This window comes from Thermoclostridium caenicola (genome assembly GCF_900142095.1).
GTDB classification, from domain to species: Bacteria; Bacillota; Clostridia; order DSM-8532; family DSM-8532; genus Thermoclostridium_A; species Thermoclostridium_A caenicola.
This window is the reverse complement of record NZ_FQZP01000019.1, coordinates 23,977-40,421: the sequence shown is the minus strand read 5'-3', so window position 1 is coordinate 40,421 and position 16,445 is coordinate 23,977. Positions and strand designations below refer to the sequence as shown.

Here is a 16,445-nt window from a genome sequence, read left to right as displayed (position 1 = left end):
CTTAGATCCATACGGGATAATGGATTTGCCATATGATCCTTGCCCAAAAAGAGGGGCAGACAGTGACATAAAACCTAAAACAAGTTGACACGACCTTGTGTCAATTTTCATTTGCATGATCTTATCATTCTGTGTTACTCTCATATTAACGGTCTCCTTTGTAATTTAGATTTTGATGCCGTCCGCGCTTACGAGCTTTGGCACGTTTCTATTTTACAGGGAGGCCTTTTCTTTGTTCAAAGTCCATTTCGTTTTATTACAGGAATACTCGCAATGACACCTCGGGGGAGACCTGCGGGCTATATCCCGCATGCCCGCATCTAAATTGCAGAATTGCCAGTATATTGCTAGAATAGAAGTTGGCAAGTCCGTGAAATGATGACAAGTGGCGGAGGTTTTGTATGAAATATTTCAGAAAACTGGAGGGCGAGCGTTTGTTCCTTTCGCCCATCAGCATGGATGATCTGGAACAGTACACGGCCTGGATGAACGATCTTTCCACAACCGTCCAGTTGGGGAATGCGTCGACGCACGTCAGCCTGGCCAGTGAAAAGGAATATCTGGAGAAACTCATCAGGGAAGGGCACAACTACGCGATTATCCTGAAAAGCAGCGAGATGCTGATCGGAAATTGTTCGCTTTTCAACATCAATCCTGTCCACCGTACAGCTGAGGTGGGCATATTTATCGGGGATGAAAAACACCGGGGGCAGGGCTATGGCGCAGAGGCCCTGGAGCTTTTGCTGGCTTATGGGTTCAAGATCCTGAACCTCAACAATATCATGCTGAAAGTGCTGTCCTTCAACCAGCGGGCCATCAGGTCCTATGAGAAAGTGGGATTCAGGATCTTTGGCCGCCGATCACAGGCATTCTACCTGAATGGAAAGTATTACGACCACATCATGATGGAAGCCCTGGCCCAGGATTTCAAGTCTCCCCTCCTGGATGACGTGCTTCCGCAGGAATTATAAAATGCCGGGAAGCTTCCTGTTTTTATGTTGTATCAACAGGGTTGTGGACTGTATAATAAACCTTGGATGTGATTGATGTTGAAAAATGTGGGAGTTGTGGTTAACAAGGACAGGGATGAAGGTTACGCTCATACCAGGAACCTTGTTGATGCCTTATATGATAAAGGGTTTACCCCCTTGGTATCGCCGGAGATCAGGCCTTATACCGGGCCCCATGCAGTTGCCTCCGAGAATATCTATGAAGAAGCTGACTTTATCATCTGTGTCGGCGGAGACGGCACATTTTTAAGCGCAGCACGGGCAGCCTATGAATACCGGCTTCCTGTCCTGGGGATCAACAGGGGAGCAGTTGGATTTCTGGCCGAGGTTGAAACCGGCGATATCCGGATGGCTGTTGATAAGATGGCCCGCGGGGAAATCACGGTTCAATCACGGATGGTGCTGGATGCCAGCGTGCTCCGGGAGGGCAAAACGGTTTTCCGGGATATTGCCATCAATGACGCGGTTGTTTCCCGGGTGGCTTTTTCACGCATTTTGAGGCTTCGGGTAAACATGGACGGAAGATATGTGGACTCCTTTCCCGGCGACGGGATCATTGTGTCCACCCCTACAGGCTCCACCGCGTATTCCCTTTCGGCGGGCGGCCCCATCGTCCAGCCGGAGATGCGTCTCATGGTTCTTACGCCCATCTGCCCGCATACCCTGTATTCCAGGTCCCTGATTGCGGCAGAGGATAAGGTGATCCACATTACCATGGATGACGCCGGAGAGAATCAGGCCATGCTGACCCTGGACGGGCGGAAGGGCCTGGAACTCAAACCCGGAGACCTTGTGGAAATCCGGGCTGCTGCCCAGGATGCCCTCTTTGCATCAGTCAGCCAGGTTAACTTTTATGATGTGCTTCGGGCAAAAATACATGGGTATTAATCCATAAATCAAAATCTGGGAGGACATTGCAGGTGAAGTATAACAGGCATGCCAAGATTCTGGATATCATAGAAAAGCATGAGATTGAAACGCAGGACGAACTCGCTGAAAAGCTCAGGGAACTGGGAATGGATGTGACTCAGGCCACCATATCACGGGATATCAAGGAGCTCCGCCTGGTCAAAGTCCTTTCTCCGAGCGGCAAGTACAAGTATTCAGCCATGAACCATGAATCGGCCAATACCGGCGAAAGGCTGATGGTGATTCTGAAGGAAGCCTTTGTATCATGCGATTATGCCAACAACATCCTGGTGGTCAAGACGCTCCCCGGAATGGCCCAGGCCGTGGGCGAGATTGTCGATTCCCTGGGATGGAATGAAGTGGTGGGCACCATAGCCGGCGACAATACGCTGATGATCGTCTGCCGCGCCGAAAAAATAGCCGAGGAGCTCATGGAGAAATTTACGCGCATGGTGAAGGGAGTGTCATAATCCGTGCTGCTCCAGCTGGAGATTGAGAACATCGCCATCATCGATCGCCTGAACATTGCCCTGGAGCCGGGTTTCAACGCGCTGACCGGGGAAACCGGCGCGGGCAAATCCATCCTGATCGATTCCATCAATGCGCTCCTCGGGTCCCGGGTATCCAGGGAACTCATCCGTTCGGGCGCTGAAAAAGCCACCGTACAGGGGCTTTTTTCAAAGCCGCCCGCCCTGGATCCCATCCTGGAGGAATTCGGCATCGAGACCGGCGATGATGATACCCTGCTCATCTCCCGCACCATTACCGAATCGGGCAAGAACATATGCCGGATCAACGGCACGCTAGTGACCGTGGCCATGCTCCGGGAAATCGGACAGCGTCTCATCGATGTTCATGGGCAGCACGACAACCAGTCCCTCCTGAGGGTCGAAACCCATATACAGCTTCTGGATCTCTTCGCGGGGGAAAGCCTGTCCGCCGTTAAATCCGCATACCGGAAGGAACTGGAGGATTTGAAAGCCTGCCAGGCGAGGCTCAGGGAGCTGGCAGGCGAGGGCAAGGAGCGGGAAAGGCTTATGGATACCCTGCGCTACCAGATTGAAGAGATCCGTCAGGCCGCCCTGTATGCGGGCGAGGATGAAGAACTGGAAAAGCAGAGCAGGATCCTTGCCCATGCAGAGGACATTGTCAGCGCCTTTAATACGGCATACCAGGCCATAAGGGGCCAGGATGACGATGATGCAGGGGCCCTGGACAGGGTGCAATGGGCCCTGGATGCCTTGAGAAGGGTTGAGGAGATAGATGCATCCTACGCTTCTGTCTGTGCCACCCTTGAAGATATCAGCGAGAGGCTGAGCGATCTGTCCCGCGATATCCGTCATACCAGGGACAGCACCGAATATGACCCCAACCTGCATCGGGCTGTCGAAGAGCGGATCAGCCTGATCCAGGGACTCAAGAGGAAATATGGGGAAACCATACCCGATATCCTGGCCTATGCCGAGAATGCCGCAAAAAGGCTGGATGAGCTGGAACATAACGAAGAACTGATTGCATCCATCAAGGCAAGAATAAAAGCCCTTGAAGCTTCCCTGACCGAAAAATGCCGGGAGATGAACAGCCTGAGGCTTCAGGCGGGAAAAAGGCTTGCCGAGGGTATCATGAAAGAGCTGGCGGACCTGGAAATGCCAAAGACCATCTTCCAGGTTGCCGTGAACAGCGTTCCGGAAATGGGCTTTACCGCCGACGGAACCGATCAGGTGGAATTCCTGTTTTCCCCCAACCCCGGGGAACCGCCGAAGTCCCTGTCAAAGATTGCTTCCGGCGGCGAGATGTCAAGGGTTATGCTCGCTGTGAAAGCCATGCTGGCGGATTTGGACAGCATACCGACCCTGATCTTTGACGAGATCGATACAGGTGTCAGCGGCAAGGCCGCCGCCAGTGTGGGAGAAAAGCTCAGGGCCCTGTCGGGAAAACATCAGGTGCTTTGCGTGACGCATCATGCCCAGATCGCAAGCCTTGCCCACCATCATTTCCTGATTACCAAGAGCATCCAGGGCGACAGGACAGTTACGATGGTCCGCCGGCTTGAAGGGCAGGACAGGGAGGCCGAGATTACCCGACTCCTGTCCGGTGAGCATGCCACCGAAGCGGCAAAAAGCCTTGCCAGGGAATTGCTGGGCAAAAGCAAGGGCGACAAAGAATAGAGGAAAACGGTGTTTGTCAGATGGTAATAAAAAAAGCGGAACATATCATCAGTGCAGTCGGGCCGGCCCAGTACCCCGACACGGGGCTGCCGGAGATAGCGCTGGCCGGCCGGTCCAATGTGGGGAAATCATCCCTCATCAATGCCCTGGTTAACCGGAACGGGCTTGCCAGGGTGGGCAGCACCCCCGGAAAGACCCGTGTCATCAATTTCTATAATATCAACGATGTCCTGATGCTCGTGGATCTTCCGGGCTATGGCTATGCCAAGGTTTCAGCGAAGGAAAGGCAGTCCTGGTCGGAGCTTGTTGAAACCTATCTGACGGGCCGGAAACAGCTGAAAGCCATTGTCCTGCTGGTGGATATCAGGCATCAGCCCACCGCCGATGATCAGACCATGATCCGGTTTATCCGTGAATCGGGCTATATACCCATCGTGGTTGCCAACAAGATGGACAAGATTGGACGATCGCAGCTGAAAAAGCAGCTGGATTTGATTCGGACCACGCTGGGCCTGGATGAAAGCATCGAAATCATTCCGTTCTCAGCCGTTAAAAAGACAGGTGTTGAAGCGCTCTGGCAGAGAATAGAGGAATCCCTGCCGGAATCGACGGAACATGGCTGGTTTTTTTGACACTTAACCGGAAGGCAGGGACTATCCATATGAACGCGGAAATTCTTGCAGTAGGAACAGAACTGCTCATGGGGCAGATCGCCAATACAAATGCCCAGTATCTGTCCCGACGATTTGCGGAACTGGGCATTGATGTCTATTACCACAGCGTGGTGGGAGACAATCCCCGCCGCCTGAAAGATGCGCTGATTCGGGCGCTGGAACGTTCGGACATTGTGATCACTACCGGCGGCCTTGGCCCCACGAAGGATGATCTGACCAAGGAAACCATTGCCGAAGCGTTGGGACTTCCCCTGGTTGTCCACCAGGAATCCCTGGATTATATCAAGGCGTTTTTCAGCAAGCTGAACCGTCCCATGTGCGAAAACAATGTGAAGCAGGCCTATCTGCCGGCCGGCAGCAAGGTTGTCCCCAACCGGAACGGCACGGCTCCCGGCTGCATTGTTGAGCAGGGAGGAAAGGTTGTGATCATGCTGCCCGGTCCTCCCAAAGAGATGATCCCCATGTTTGACGAAACGGTTTTCCCCTATTTTGAAGGAAAAACCGGCCACATCATCGGTTCAAGGCTGGTCAAGGTCTTTGGGATGGGCGAATCCGAGGTGGAAACAAGGCTCATGGATCTCGTCGAGCAGCAGAGCAATCCCACCATTGCTCCCTATGTGGGATATGGGGATATCAGCCTTCGGGTCACGGCCAAGTGCCGGAACCGGGATGAGGCGGAGGCGCTGATTGCCCCCGTGGTCGAAAAAATCCGGGAGCGGCTGGGAGCCTGTGTGTATTCCGACTCGGGTGAAAGCATGGAGGAGGTTGTCCTGAAGCTCCTTTCCGAAAAGGGATGGACCCTGTCAACGGCCGAGTCCTGCACCGGCGGTATGCTGGCCTCAAGGCTTATTAACATCCCCGGGGCTTCCCGTGTCTTCGATCGAGGCTTTGTCACCTATTCCAACGCCGCCAAGGTTCAGGAACTGGGGGTCAGCCAGAAGACCCTGGAAGCCTTTGGCGCTGTCAGCCGGGAGACAGCCGAGGAAATGGCAACGCGGCTTGTGGAAAGGACGAAAACAAACGCCGGTCTTGCCGTAACCGGGATTGCGGGACCGGACGGGGGAACGCCCGAAAAGCCTGTCGGGCTTGTGTATGTGGCCGCCTGCCTCAACGGGAGAACCGAGTCCCTCAAACTGAACCTGCGGGGCGATCGGGAAAGGATACGCACCGTATCCTGCCTGCACGCCCTTGATCTGTTGCGAAGGATGCTTCTCGGCATCCAATAAAAGTGATATAGTGGATACAGATCTGCCAATAGGCAGATCGGATTTCGTTGCGATACGGGAGACGCTTATGGAGCAACTGGAGACAAACAGGAAGCTGACGGGAGCCGCAGCCATCGTGATGGTTGCCACCTTCATGAGTCGCATAACCGGGTTCTTGCGGACAACGCTCATATACACCAGGATGTATCCCGGCGGCTATTCCGACGAATTTCTCATGGCCTTTACCCTCCCGGATATTGTCTATGACTTGCTGGCAGGGGGAGCCATTGCGGCGGCCCTGATACCTGTCCTTTCTTCCTATATCACCAAAGGGAAGGAACAGATCGGCTGGAGAGCCGTTGGAACCTTCATAAACCTTACCCTGGCATGCATGGTGCTGCTTGAGGTTATTTTTTTTGTGTGGACCGACGAGCTTCTGGGTATCCTGGCGGCAGGGTATCAGGAAGGCAGCGGCGGGGACAAGGCGCTGCTTGTGGAGCTTACGCGGATCCTCCTGTTGTCTGCCCCTTTCATGATGCTGGCAGGGCAGTGCAACGGCATCCTCAATTCCTATAAAAGATTTGCTGTTGCCGCCTTTGGCCCTGTTATCTACAATCTATGCACCATCATCAGCATCGCCGCATTCGGATCGGTTAGCGCGAAACTCACGGCCTGGGGCGTGGTGGCCAGTGCGGCCATTTTCTTCCTGATCCAAATGTCGGCGACCTTCAGGCACTTCAGGCACTATAAGCCCCGCCTCTATCTGAAAAGTGCGGCCTTCCGGGAACTGTTCAGCCTGGCCATTCCGTCGCTTCTGTCATCCTTCATCCTGGAAATGAACCTGATGATATCAAGGGGTTATGCCACTTTCTTTGATGAAGGCATGCTGACCCTTCTCAACAATGCCAACCGGACCTGGCAGCTGCCACTGGGCATATTCGCCCAAAGCATCGGCATTGCCATGCTGCCCACCCTGTCGGAGCATTATGCTGCCGATAACGGGAAGGAGTTTGCCAAAGTCCTGAACAAGGGGATACGCGTCGTATTTCTGCTTTCCCTGCCCACCTCGCTCCTTATGATGATCCTCAGCCAGGACATCATGCGGGTTCTCTTCAAGTGGGGAGAACTTTCGGAAAGCGATGTCCTTTATGGGGGTGCATGCCTTTTTGCCTATGCATCTGCCCTGATCTTTGCTTCCATGATTGCGCTGCTCAACCGGGCGTTTTATTCCATACATGACAGCAAAACACCGCTTCTCTGCGGCGTTGCGGGAATCGTGGCAAATTATGTGTTCAACTGGTTCTTCAGAAGCTACACGCCACTGGGGATAGCCGGAACAGCCCTGGCCTATTCCATGTCGACATTTGTGAACATGGGCCTGTTGGTCTTTGCATTCTACAGAAAGACGGGCATCCATGCTGTTTATGACAATGGCCGTTATGCCCTGCGTGCCCTGTTCGCCGCAATCCCGTCCGGCCTTGCCGCTGTGGTGACCGGCGCGCTCATAAGGCCCGATGTCACGTCCAAGCTGAGCCAGATCGTTTGTCTTGCGGTGCCCATGACCGCCGGACTCCTCCTGTTCTGGTATCTTTGCATGAAGATCCGGATTCCGGAGATCGGGATTGTCAACAACATGGTTTTATCGGGCTTCAGAAAGGTCGGTTCCATGTTTGGCAGACGGTTTTCCAGGTGAACGGTTAGCTGAAAAATAAAATAATGTAAAAAAGTGACATACGGGTATTGACAGACAGGCCTTGTTGGCATATAATGAGAACAAGTGTTCGGATAAAGGAGGACAGGATCCATGGACGAAAAGAAAAAGGCATTGGAACTTGTGATGAGTCAGATAGAGAGGCAGTTTGGCAAGGGTGCCATCATGAAGCTGGGCGAGGTATCCCATGTCAGCGCCGATGCCATACCCACCGGGGCGCTGTCTCTTGACATAGCCCTTGGGGTGGGCGGGCTGCCCAGAGGCAGAATCATCGAGATTTTCGGACCTGAATCGTCAGGTAAAACCACTGTGGCGCTCCATGCCATCGCAGAGGCACAGAAAGCGGGCGGAGAGGCCGCCTTCATTGATGCCGAGCATGCATTGGATCCTGTTTATGCCAAGAACCTGGGCGTGGATATTGATAATCTGATTGTTTCCCAGCCCGATACCGGCGAGCAGGCCCTGGAGATCACCGAGGCATTGGTCAGAAGCGGTGCCATTGACATCATCGTCATCGACTCAGTGGCCGCGCTGGTTCCCAAAGCTGAAATTGACGGTGAGATGGGAGAACAGTTCGTCGGACTGCAGGCACGCCTGATGTCCCAGGCCATGAGAAAGCTGTCGGGCGTGGTCAGCAAATCCAAGACCGTTGCCATATTTATTAACCAGCTCCGCGAAAAGGTGGGTGTCATGTTCGGCAACCCGGAAACAACGCCCGGCGGTCGCGCCCTGAAGTTCTATGCATCGGTACGCCTGGATGTCAGAAGGGTTGAAACATTGAAGGAGAACGGCGAACCCGTCGGCAGCAGGACCAAGGTCAAGGTGGTCAAGAACAAGGTCGCGCCTCCCTTCAAGGAAGCGGAATTTGACATCATCTATGGCCAGGGTATCTCCAGGGAAGGCTGCATCCTTGACGTGGGAACATCGCTTGACATCATCAAGAAGAGCGGCGCCTGGTTCTCCTATGGGGATCAGCGGATTGGTCAGGGCAGGGAGAACGTGAAGAAATTCCTGCGCGATAATCCGGAGATCACGAAGGAGATAGAGGAAAAAATCAAATCTGAGTACGATAAGGCTTTCCTGAACAGCATAGCGGTACCTTCCGCGGATGATGAAGTCTGAAGTTTTGTATGCTTTTAAAAGAGGGCGCTTTGTCCGGCGCTGATAAAAATAAGCCGGATTGGGCGTCCTTTTTTGCTGATATAGCGCCATACTCCGAAACCATGGATTGTGCTATGATTATCTGGAAGTATTCAGAAATTATAATGAGGCAGGTGGCCCTATGAGAATCACGGCGCGGGAAAAATCGAAAGATGGCCGGATGGTAAGGATCTACCTGGATGGCCGGTATGGATTCAGCATTCCTGCCGATGTCTATACAACGAGCCATCTCTATGAAAAGGATGAACTGACGGAGGAACAGGTGGATCATATCAAACAGGACATTCTGGTCCAAAAGGCCAGGGAGCGTGCAGTCAACCTCCTGATGGCCAGGGACAGGAGCCGGTTCGAGGTCCGGACCAGGCTTGTGAAGCTGGGCTTTGATGAGGATATTGCCGAAAGGGTTGTATCGGATCTGGAAGCCATCGGGTATATCGACGACAGCCGGTTTGTCCTGAAATATGCTTCGGACAGGATAAAGTCCAAAGCCCTGTCAAAAAAAGCGCTGCGCTATGAACTGGAGCAGAAGGGCATCGGCAGGGATTTGATCGATGAGGTCCTGAAGGAGTTTGAGCCGGAAGAGGAAGAGGTTGCCCTGAGGGTAGCCAAAAAGAAATTCGGCAAATATGATCTGTCTGATAGAGCAGTTGAAATGAAAGCCCTGAAGTTCCTGATACACAGGGGGTTTTCATATGAAACTGCCTGCAATGTACTCAGGCGTCTGCAGGGAAGATAGTCCGGGAAATGCTCCGGAATTATTCCCTGCACAACGTTTATCCCTGTAAAACCGCACATTCCGACCCACTCGCTTTCCAGTTGACACAATTAGATTTAATTTATATAATAATTGCATAAAAATAACATGGAATTTTAAGGAATAGATTCCATAATAAGAAGGGGTGGCGGAATGGTGCGGTTTATGGATTTTCTTCGGGGAAGAAAAGGGCTCAATACGGTGGAAGTGGTTATCATTCTGGCCGTCATTCTCGGTATAGCGCTGCTGTTCAGAAAAGAGATCACCAGTTTTGTCAACGATCTGATTGCCACCATATTCAAGCCCGACATCGTCAATGATCTGGACCCCACAAAAACGACAATATCGCCCACACCCACAGGAGATTAAGGTTTCGCATTCGCCTCCGGATGGCATGGAGTAAGGCATGGGATACCGGAACCGGAAGGTTTGGTATTCCATGTTTCTTTATGGAAAAAGAATCGGCTCAAGCAGTGCCAAATCAAAACCCAATATGGCGGAAAAGTCCCTGTAAAGCGCCTTCGGAGGAAAAGCTCCCCCAACGGATATAAACATGGTATTGCAACCCAGTTGAAAATCATATATACTAACAACAGAAATTATTAGCTGGTAATAATAATCAGGTCATAAAGAGTTGACAGGTGAGCAATTTGAGCAGGGATTCTAGAGCGAAACAGGAACGACATGAACGTTTGGCAGCAACCCTAAAGGAGGATCCATTCCTGACTGACGAGGAAATCGCTGAGATCCTGAAGGTCAGCGTTCCCACCGTCAGGCTGGATCGCCTGGAACTGGGTGTTCCTGAGCTCAGGCAACGCATCAAGGAAATGGCGGCCAGAAACCACAATAAGGTGCGTTCCCTCCACGCTGATGAGATCATTGGAGAAATTGTCGAGCTGAACCTCGGTGAAAGCGCCATATCGGTTCTGGATACCACCGATCAGATGGTCTTTAACCACTCCAAGATTGTACGTGGGCATTACATCTATTCCATGGCCGAATCCATCGCCATTGCGGTCATCGATGCGGATGTGGCCCTCGTGGGAGTTGCCAATATCAAGTACAAGCAGCCCGTCTACTCGGGGAGCAAGCTTGTAGCCAAGGTAACGGTTAAGGAAAAAAGGGACAAGGGAAGATATATCGTCTGGGTGATGATCTACAACAAGCAGGTGGAGGTCTTCCGCGGGAAATTTATACTGGTTGCTATTGATAAAAACAGGTAATATGGAAACAATGGATTCATAGATATACAGCATAACCGAGGTAAGGAGTTGACCATCTTGAGAATCATAGTGGATGCCATGGGCGGGGACAATGCGCCGGATGAAGTGGTTAAGGGTTGTCTGGAAGCATTGAGTGTTAATAAACAAGTTGAAATTGAACTCGTTGGTGACAGGAAGAAGATTGAGAAATGCCTGAAGAATTGTTCATATGATGCATCAAGGCTGTTTATCACCGATGCCAGGGAAGAGATAACCAACAACGACGTACCCACCGAAGCCATCAAAAAGAAGCAGAACTCTTCCATTGTCATCGGACTTAAGAAAATGAAGAACAAGGAAGGCGATGCCTTTATTTCCGCCGGAAGCACAGGCGCGCTTCTTGCAGGATCGCTTCTCATCACAGGCCGCATGAAAGGTGTTCACAGGCCTGCCCTGGCGCCCGTCGTGCCTTCGGAAGGCGGCAGGAACACCATGATCATCGATGCGGGCATGAATACCCAGGTAAAGCCCATCAACTACATGCAGTTCGGGATCATGGGCGCCGAGTATATGAAGCATATGTTCGGCCTGGAAAGCCCGAGAGTCGGCCTGGTGAACGTAGGTACCGAAGAAAAGAAGGGCAATCACCAGCTCCATCAGGCTTATCAACTGCTCAAGAATTCCAATCTCAACTTCATTGGCAATGTGGAAGGCAGGGACATCACCGATGGCAAGGTTGATGTTGCGGTATGCGACGGTTTGACGGGCAATGCCATGCTCAAGGTGATGGAAGGAACCGGAAGGTTTTTCATGGATTATCTCAAGCGCATTTATTCCATGAGCCTTGCCTCCAAGATCAGCTTCCTGATGGTCAGGCATGAACTGAAGAAGCTCAAAAAGCAGATCGACCCCGAGGAAGTGGGGGGAACCCCCATCCTGGGTGTCAACGGTATTATCTATAAATGTCATGGCAATTCCAAGGCCAAGGCTTTCAAGAACACCATCCTGAAGGCTTGCAGTTCGGCATGCGTTACGGTTCTTGAACAGATTCGCAATATATTCGCAAAAATGGATCTCGGAGGTGCATATGACGAAGCTTTATAGAGCGGGTATCCTGGGGACAGGAAGCTGCCTTCCGGAGAGACGGCTCACAAACGCAGAACTGGAAAATATTGTTGAAACATCCGACGAATGGATCATCAAAAGAACCGGCATACGTGAACGCAGAATTATCGACAATGATACACCGCTTTTTAAGCTTGCAGCCAGCGCCGCAGAAAAAGCCATACAAGACGCAGGTATCCCCAGAGAAGAGATTGGGTTGATCATCGGGGCTACCCTTACGCCCGATTATCTGTCCCCCACTCTGGCCTGCCTCGTACAAAAGGAGCTCAATCTCAGCGGAGTTCCTGCATTTGATCTGAATGCTGCATGCACAGGCTTTGTCTATGCGCTGAATGTGGCCCAACAGTTCATTGAAAACGGCACATACAAATATATTCTTGTCGTGGCGGCTGAATCCCTGAGCCGGGTGACCGACTACCAGGACAGGAAGACCTGTGTCCTGTTCGGGGACGGTGCCGGTGCCGCAGTTGTGGGAAGGGTTGAGGACGCTACGGGAATTATGTGCTTTACCACCGGCGCATACGGCGAGCTGGGTCATAACCTGACCATACCGTGCCTGTATGCGACCGAAGAAGATTTGCAGAAGCGTAATGAGGGCAAGAAGCAGGTCATCTGGATGGATGGCAGCGAGGTGTTTGCCTTTGCTGCCCGTATCATGGCCGATGCAACCCTCAAAGTGGTCTCCGATGCGCAGCTGTCCATGGGGGATATTGACTACATCTTCCCCCACCAGGCCAATGCCAGGATACTCCAGAATGCTGTCAAGCGGCTGCAGTTCCCCATCGAAAAGGTCTATTCCAACCTGGAGCGTACGGGCAATATCTCTGCAGCCAGCATTCCGGTGTGCCTGGATGAAGCATCGCGGGCAGGTCTGCTGAAAAAAGGCGACAGGATCGTGCTGGTCGCATTCGGCGGCGGCCTGACCTATGGCGCTCTGCTTCTCCATTGGTCCAAGTAGCTGCCAAAAAACGGAAGGGAGGATGCGTTTTGGGTAAGATAGCTTTCATTTTTCCCGGACAGGGTGCCCAGTACATAGGGATGGGCAGGGAAATCTCCGAACTGTACCCGTCTGCGGCCGAAGTCTTTGAAAAGGCCAACCAGGCCCTGGGATTTGATATCAGGGACATGATCTTCAACGGAGACGAGGAGACGCTGGCCATCACCGAAAACACCCAGCCGGCCATACTGACTGCCAGCATCGCTTGTCTCATGCCGCTACTGGAAGCAGGCATCAGGCCGGATTATACAGCCGGATTAAGCCTTGGCGAGTATGGAGCTCATGTGCTGTCCGGAACCTTTACCTTCGAGGACGCGGTAAAAATCGTCAGGAAGCGCGGCAAATTCATGCAGGATGCGGTCCCCATCGGGTTGGGCGCCATGGCGGCCATATTGGGTCTCGATCGCGATGTGGTTATCGATATCTGCGAAGCAGCCCAGAGCGCCGGCGTCATCGGGCCTGCCAACTTCAACTGCCCGGGGCAGATTGTTGTGGCCGGCGAGACTGCGGCCGTCAATGAAGCTATCCGGCTGGCTACCGAAAAAGGAGCAAAACGCGCCGTGCTGCTGAATGTGAGCGCTCCGTTCCATTGTGTCATGCTGGAACCGGCCGGCGAGAAGCTGAAGGCCGTTCTCGATGAGGTTGAGGTCCATCCCATGAACATTCCCGTTGTGGCCAACGTAACCGGTAAGGTCATTCCCTCTGAGGACCAGGTGAAGGAACTTTTGATCCAGCAGGTCAGCAAATCGGTACTCTGGGAGGATTGCGTCCGCACCATGGTGGAGGCCGGGGTGGACACCTTTGTTGAGGTAGGACCGGGCAAGGTTTTGAGCGGGTTTATCAAAAAGATAGACAAGAATCTCAAGGCCTTGAATGTTGAAGACAAGGCTTCCCTGGATAAGACCCTGGAAGCCCTGAAAGGATAGTGGTTTATGGAATTTTCAGGAAAGACGGTTATTGTCACAGGATCCACGCGAGGGATTGGGAAGGCGATCGCCGAGAAATTCGCCGAGCTGGGTGCCAATGTCATGCTCAGCGGTACGACCGACAAGGTGTATGATGTGGTGAATGAACTGAAAGGCCGGGGCTTCAGCGTTGCCGGCTTTGCAGGGGATCTGGCGGTCCCTGAAAACGCCCAGGCCATCGTCGATCAGACCGTTGAGACCTTCGGCGGACTGGATATCCTGGTCAACAATGCCGGTATCACCCGCGACAAGCTGCTGATCAAAATGGAGGAAGAGGATTGGGACACCGTGATGGACATTAACCTGAAAAGCGTCTTTCTCCTGACGAAGGCAGCCGTGAAGATCATGATGAAGAAGAAAAAGGGTACCATCATCAACCTGTCATCGGTGGTAGGCCTCATGGGAAATTCCAGCCAGGCGAACTATGCGGCTTCAAAAGCCGGTCTGATCGGGTTCACCAAATCGGTGGCCAAGGAATATGCACGCAGGGGCATTACCTGCAATGCCATTGCGCCTGGATTCATTGAAACAGAAATGACGGGTTCACTTCCTGAGGAGGTTAAGGAATATTACCTTAAGAACATCCCGCTCGGAAGGCCTGGGACGACTTCCGAGGTGGCTGATCTGGCAGTGTTCCTTGCCTCTGACAGGGCTCAATATATTACCGGTCAGGTAATTAATATTGACGGTGGACTCTATATGTAATATTATTTCATAAGATAACGATAATATTTAGTTGCAGACCAATTTCCCGTCTGGAAGGGGGTGAACAGTGTGGTATTTAACAAGGTTAAAGATATCATTGTGGAGCAGTTGGGTGTTGATGAAAGCGAAGTAACCATGGAAGCTTCTTTTATCGATGATCTCGGTGCTGATTCACTCGATATCGTTGAGCTGATTATGGCTCTTGAAGAAGAGTTTGATTTGGAAATACCAGACAAGGATGCAGAAAAGATCGTAACCGTCGGTGATGCGGTTGAATACATTAAGGCTCATCAATGATTCAATTGAATAAAAAGAGTCCCACCACGCATGGTTGGGACTCTTTTTATAACGGCCTGCTGAGAGAGTCCTTGTTCAAGGTCCGGCGGCAGTTTGCTTCCCGCCATGACATGCTCAGGAAATCAAAAGCCGGTCATGAGCGGAGTTAAGCAAACCCTGAGCTGGTTTCGTCCCAAAGAACCTGTACCATATTGGATAATGACCGGAATCATTTCATTCTTATCTGATGCGGTGGTGAACCAAGGCTGGCCGGTACGGCATCTTGCGCCATCGCATGGTTTTCAGGAGGTCAAACATGATGAAAAGACGCGTTGTGATTACAGGATTGGGTGTGGTCCATGCGCTCGGCAAGGATATCAATACTTTCTGGGATGCGATTAAGGAAGGCAAGAATGGCATAACTACCGTAACCAAGTTTGATACCACCGATTTCAGCACCAAGGTTGCCGCCCAAATCGTTGATTTTGACCCCAGCGCCTATATTGACAAAAAAGAAGCCAAGAGGATGGATCTGTTCTGCCAGTATGCCATCGTCGCTGCGCAGCAGGCTATTGACATGGCCGGTCTTGATGCGTCAAAACTGGATCCGTTCCGGGCAGGTGTCCTGATCGGTTCCGGTATCGGCGGCATTGAGACGCTGGAGGATAACTGCCGGACCATGTTTGAAAAAGGGCCCAGGCGGGTAAGTCCCTTCTTTGTGCCCATGATGATCGCCAATATGGCTTCCGGACAGGTGGCCATCCGCTTCGGATTCAAGGGATACAATGCCTGTGTGGTAACGGCCTGCGCAACGGCCAACCATTCCATCGGTGACGCCATGCGCGTCATTCAGAACGGTTATGCGGATGTGATGATAACGGGCGGTTCCGAGGCTTCCATCACACCCCTGGGATTTGTGGGCTTCTGTGCAGCCAAAGCCATGTCGGAGAATGAGGATCCGAACACGGCCTGCAGACCCTTCGACAAGGATCGTGACGGCTTTGTCATGGGCGAGGGTGCGGGCATCCTGGTGCTCGAGGAATATGAGCATGCCAAAAGGCGCGGGGCAAAGATCCTGGCTGAGCTGGTGGGTTATGGCTGTACCTGCGATGCCTACCATATCACGGCTCCGTCCCCTGACGGCGAAGCAGGAATACGCTGCATGCAGCTGGCCCTGGAGGATGCCGGCATAGCGCCGGAACAGCTTGGCTACATCAATGCCCATGGCACCAGCACGCCTCTCAATGATCCCATGGAAACGAGCGTCATCAAGCGGGTGCTTGGTAAGCATGCCGAAAAAGTGCCTGTCAGCTCCACTAAATCCATGACGGGTCACCTTTTGGGCGCCGCAGGCGGCATTGAGGCTGTCATTACGGTTATGGCCCTTCAGGACGGTTTCCTGCCACCGACCATCAACCTGAAGAACCAGGATCCGGAATGCGACCTCGATTACATCCCCAATGTGGGCCGCAAACAGCAGGTTGAATATGCCCTTTCCAATGCCCTTGGCTTTGGCGGGCACAATGGCGTGCTGGTCTTCAAGCGGTATGACGAATGACCGGATACGCTCCGGTCCTGCCGGG

At 52.5% G+C, this 16,445-nt stretch carries 17 protein-coding genes; all 17 read left to right on the top strand.

All coding sequences use genetic code 11. From position 1 onward, the window contains the following. Window positions 1-401: 401 nt before the first annotated feature. The 17 genes from F3H12_RS06835 to fabF all read left to right on the top strand — a co-directional run bounded on the left by F3H12_RS06835 (window position 402) and on the right by fabF (window position 16,420). Entirely contained in the window at window positions 402-971 is a 570-nt protein-coding gene (locus F3H12_RS06835) for a GNAT family N-acetyltransferase (protein ID WP_149678594.1), read from the top strand. 75 nt (window positions 972-1,046) lie between these two features. Next, window positions 1,047-1,898 (top strand): NAD(+)/NADH kinase, encoded by an 852-nt coding sequence (locus F3H12_RS06830; protein ID WP_149678593.1) that lies wholly within the window; start codon window positions 1,047-1,049, stop codon window positions 1,896-1,898. Window positions 1,899-1,930: 32 nt separating this feature from the next. Then, on the top strand, window positions 1,931-2,389 hold the full coding sequence (locus tag F3H12_RS06825; protein WP_149678592.1) for an arginine repressor: 459 nt from the start codon (window positions 1,931-1,933) through the stop codon (window positions 2,387-2,389). A 3-nt stretch (window positions 2,390-2,392) separates the two neighbouring features. Beyond that, a complete protein-coding gene (recN, locus tag F3H12_RS06820; protein WP_149678591.1) occupies window positions 2,393-4,087 on the top strand; it encodes a DNA repair protein RecN in 1,695 nt (564 codons plus the stop codon). A gap of 20 nt (window positions 4,088-4,107) precedes the next feature. Then, window positions 4,108-4,719, top strand: coding sequence for a ribosome biogenesis GTP-binding protein YihA/YsxC (gene yihA / locus F3H12_RS06815; protein ID WP_149678590.1), 612 nt, complete (start codon window positions 4,108-4,110; stop codon window positions 4,717-4,719). 29 nt (window positions 4,720-4,748) lie between these two features. After that, window positions 4,749-5,987: a competence/damage-inducible protein A gene (locus F3H12_RS06810; RefSeq protein ID WP_149678589.1), complete on the top strand. Its 1,239-nt coding sequence runs from the start codon at window positions 4,749-4,751 to the stop codon at window positions 5,985-5,987. A gap of 67 nt (window positions 5,988-6,054) precedes the next feature. Next, complete coding sequence (gene murJ / locus F3H12_RS06805; protein WP_149678588.1) at window positions 6,055-7,659, top strand: murein biosynthesis integral membrane protein MurJ; 1,605 nt, start codon at window positions 6,055-6,057, stop codon at window positions 7,657-7,659. A 111-nt stretch (window positions 7,660-7,770) separates the two neighbouring features. Further along, window positions 7,771-8,799: a recombinase RecA gene (gene recA, locus F3H12_RS06800; RefSeq protein ID WP_149678587.1), complete on the top strand. Its 1,029-nt coding sequence runs from the start codon at window positions 7,771-7,773 to the stop codon at window positions 8,797-8,799. Window positions 8,800-8,959: 160 nt separating this feature from the next. Next, entirely contained in the window at window positions 8,960-9,574 is a 615-nt protein-coding gene (locus F3H12_RS06795) for a regulatory protein RecX (RefSeq protein WP_149678586.1), read from the top strand. Window positions 9,575-9,745: 171 nt separating this feature from the next. After that, complete coding sequence (locus F3H12_RS06790) at window positions 9,746-9,961, top strand: Flp1 family type IVb pilin (RefSeq protein ID WP_149678585.1); 216 nt, start codon at window positions 9,746-9,748, stop codon at window positions 9,959-9,961. Between the two features lie 272 nt (window positions 9,962-10,233). After that, window positions 10,234-10,815 carry a transcription factor FapR gene (gene fapR, locus F3H12_RS06785; protein WP_479694069.1) on the top strand — a complete coding sequence of 194 codons (582 nt, stop codon included), beginning with the start codon at window positions 10,234-10,236 and terminating at the stop codon, window positions 10,813-10,815. A 57-nt stretch (window positions 10,816-10,872) separates the two neighbouring features. After that, window positions 10,873-11,898 (top strand): phosphate acyltransferase PlsX, encoded by a 1,026-nt coding sequence (plsX, locus tag F3H12_RS06780; protein WP_149678583.1) that lies wholly within the window; start codon window positions 10,873-10,875, stop codon window positions 11,896-11,898. After that, on the top strand, window positions 11,882-12,877 hold the full coding sequence (locus tag F3H12_RS06775) for a beta-ketoacyl-ACP synthase III (protein ID WP_149678582.1): 996 nt from the start codon (window positions 11,882-11,884) through the stop codon (window positions 12,875-12,877). Before plsX ends, F3H12_RS06775 begins: the two co-directional genes overlap by 17 nt. Before the next feature lie 29 nt (window positions 12,878-12,906). Further along, window positions 12,907-13,842 carry an ACP S-malonyltransferase gene (gene fabD / locus F3H12_RS06770; protein WP_149678581.1) on the top strand — a complete coding sequence of 312 codons (936 nt, stop codon included), beginning with the start codon at window positions 12,907-12,909 and terminating at the stop codon, window positions 13,840-13,842. A gap of 6 nt (window positions 13,843-13,848) precedes the next feature. Next, window positions 13,849-14,586: a 3-oxoacyl-[acyl-carrier-protein] reductase gene (gene fabG, locus F3H12_RS06765; RefSeq protein WP_149678580.1), complete on the top strand. Its 738-nt coding sequence runs from the start codon at window positions 13,849-13,851 to the stop codon at window positions 14,584-14,586. Between the two features lie 69 nt (window positions 14,587-14,655). After that, complete coding sequence (gene acpP / locus F3H12_RS06760; RefSeq protein WP_149678579.1) at window positions 14,656-14,883, top strand: acyl carrier protein; 228 nt, start codon at window positions 14,656-14,658, stop codon at window positions 14,881-14,883. 298 nt (window positions 14,884-15,181) lie between these two features. Continuing rightward, the gene (gene fabF / locus F3H12_RS06755; protein ID WP_149678597.1) at window positions 15,182-16,420 is read left to right on the top strand and encodes a beta-ketoacyl-ACP synthase II; all 1,239 of its coding nucleotides are present in this window, start codon (window positions 15,182-15,184) and stop codon (window positions 16,418-16,420) included. The last annotated feature ends 25 nt before the right edge of the window (window positions 16,421-16,445 follow it).

Coding starts and splice junctions, on each gene's coding strand:
- F3H12_RS06835 (WP_149678594.1), top strand. CDS start 402: ATGAAATATTTCAGAAAACTGGAGGGCGAGCGTTTGTTCCTTTCGCCC.
- F3H12_RS06830 (WP_149678593.1), top strand. CDS start 1,047: ATGTTGAAAAATGTGGGAGTTGTGGTTAACAAGGACAGGGATGAAGGT.
- yihA (WP_149678590.1), top strand. CDS start 4,108: ATGGTAATAAAAAAAGCGGAACATATCATCAGTGCAGTCGGGCCGGCC.
- F3H12_RS06810 (WP_149678589.1), top strand. CDS start 4,749: ATGAACGCGGAAATTCTTGCAGTAGGAACAGAACTGCTCATGGGGCAG.
- murJ (WP_149678588.1), top strand. CDS start 6,055: ATGGAGCAACTGGAGACAAACAGGAAGCTGACGGGAGCCGCAGCCATC.
- recA (WP_149678587.1), top strand. CDS start 7,771: ATGGACGAAAAGAAAAAGGCATTGGAACTTGTGATGAGTCAGATAGAG.
- F3H12_RS06795 (WP_149678586.1), top strand. CDS start 8,960: ATGAGAATCACGGCGCGGGAAAAATCGAAAGATGGCCGGATGGTAAGG.
- F3H12_RS06790 (WP_149678585.1), top strand. CDS start 9,746: ATGGTGCGGTTTATGGATTTTCTTCGGGGAAGAAAAGGGCTCAATACG.
- F3H12_RS06775 (WP_149678582.1), top strand. CDS start 11,882: ATGACGAAGCTTTATAGAGCGGGTATCCTGGGGACAGGAAGCTGCCTT.
- fabG (WP_149678580.1), top strand. CDS start 13,849: ATGGAATTTTCAGGAAAGACGGTTATTGTCACAGGATCCACGCGAGGG.
- fabF (WP_149678597.1), top strand. CDS start 15,182: ATGAAAAGACGCGTTGTGATTACAGGATTGGGTGTGGTCCATGCGCTC.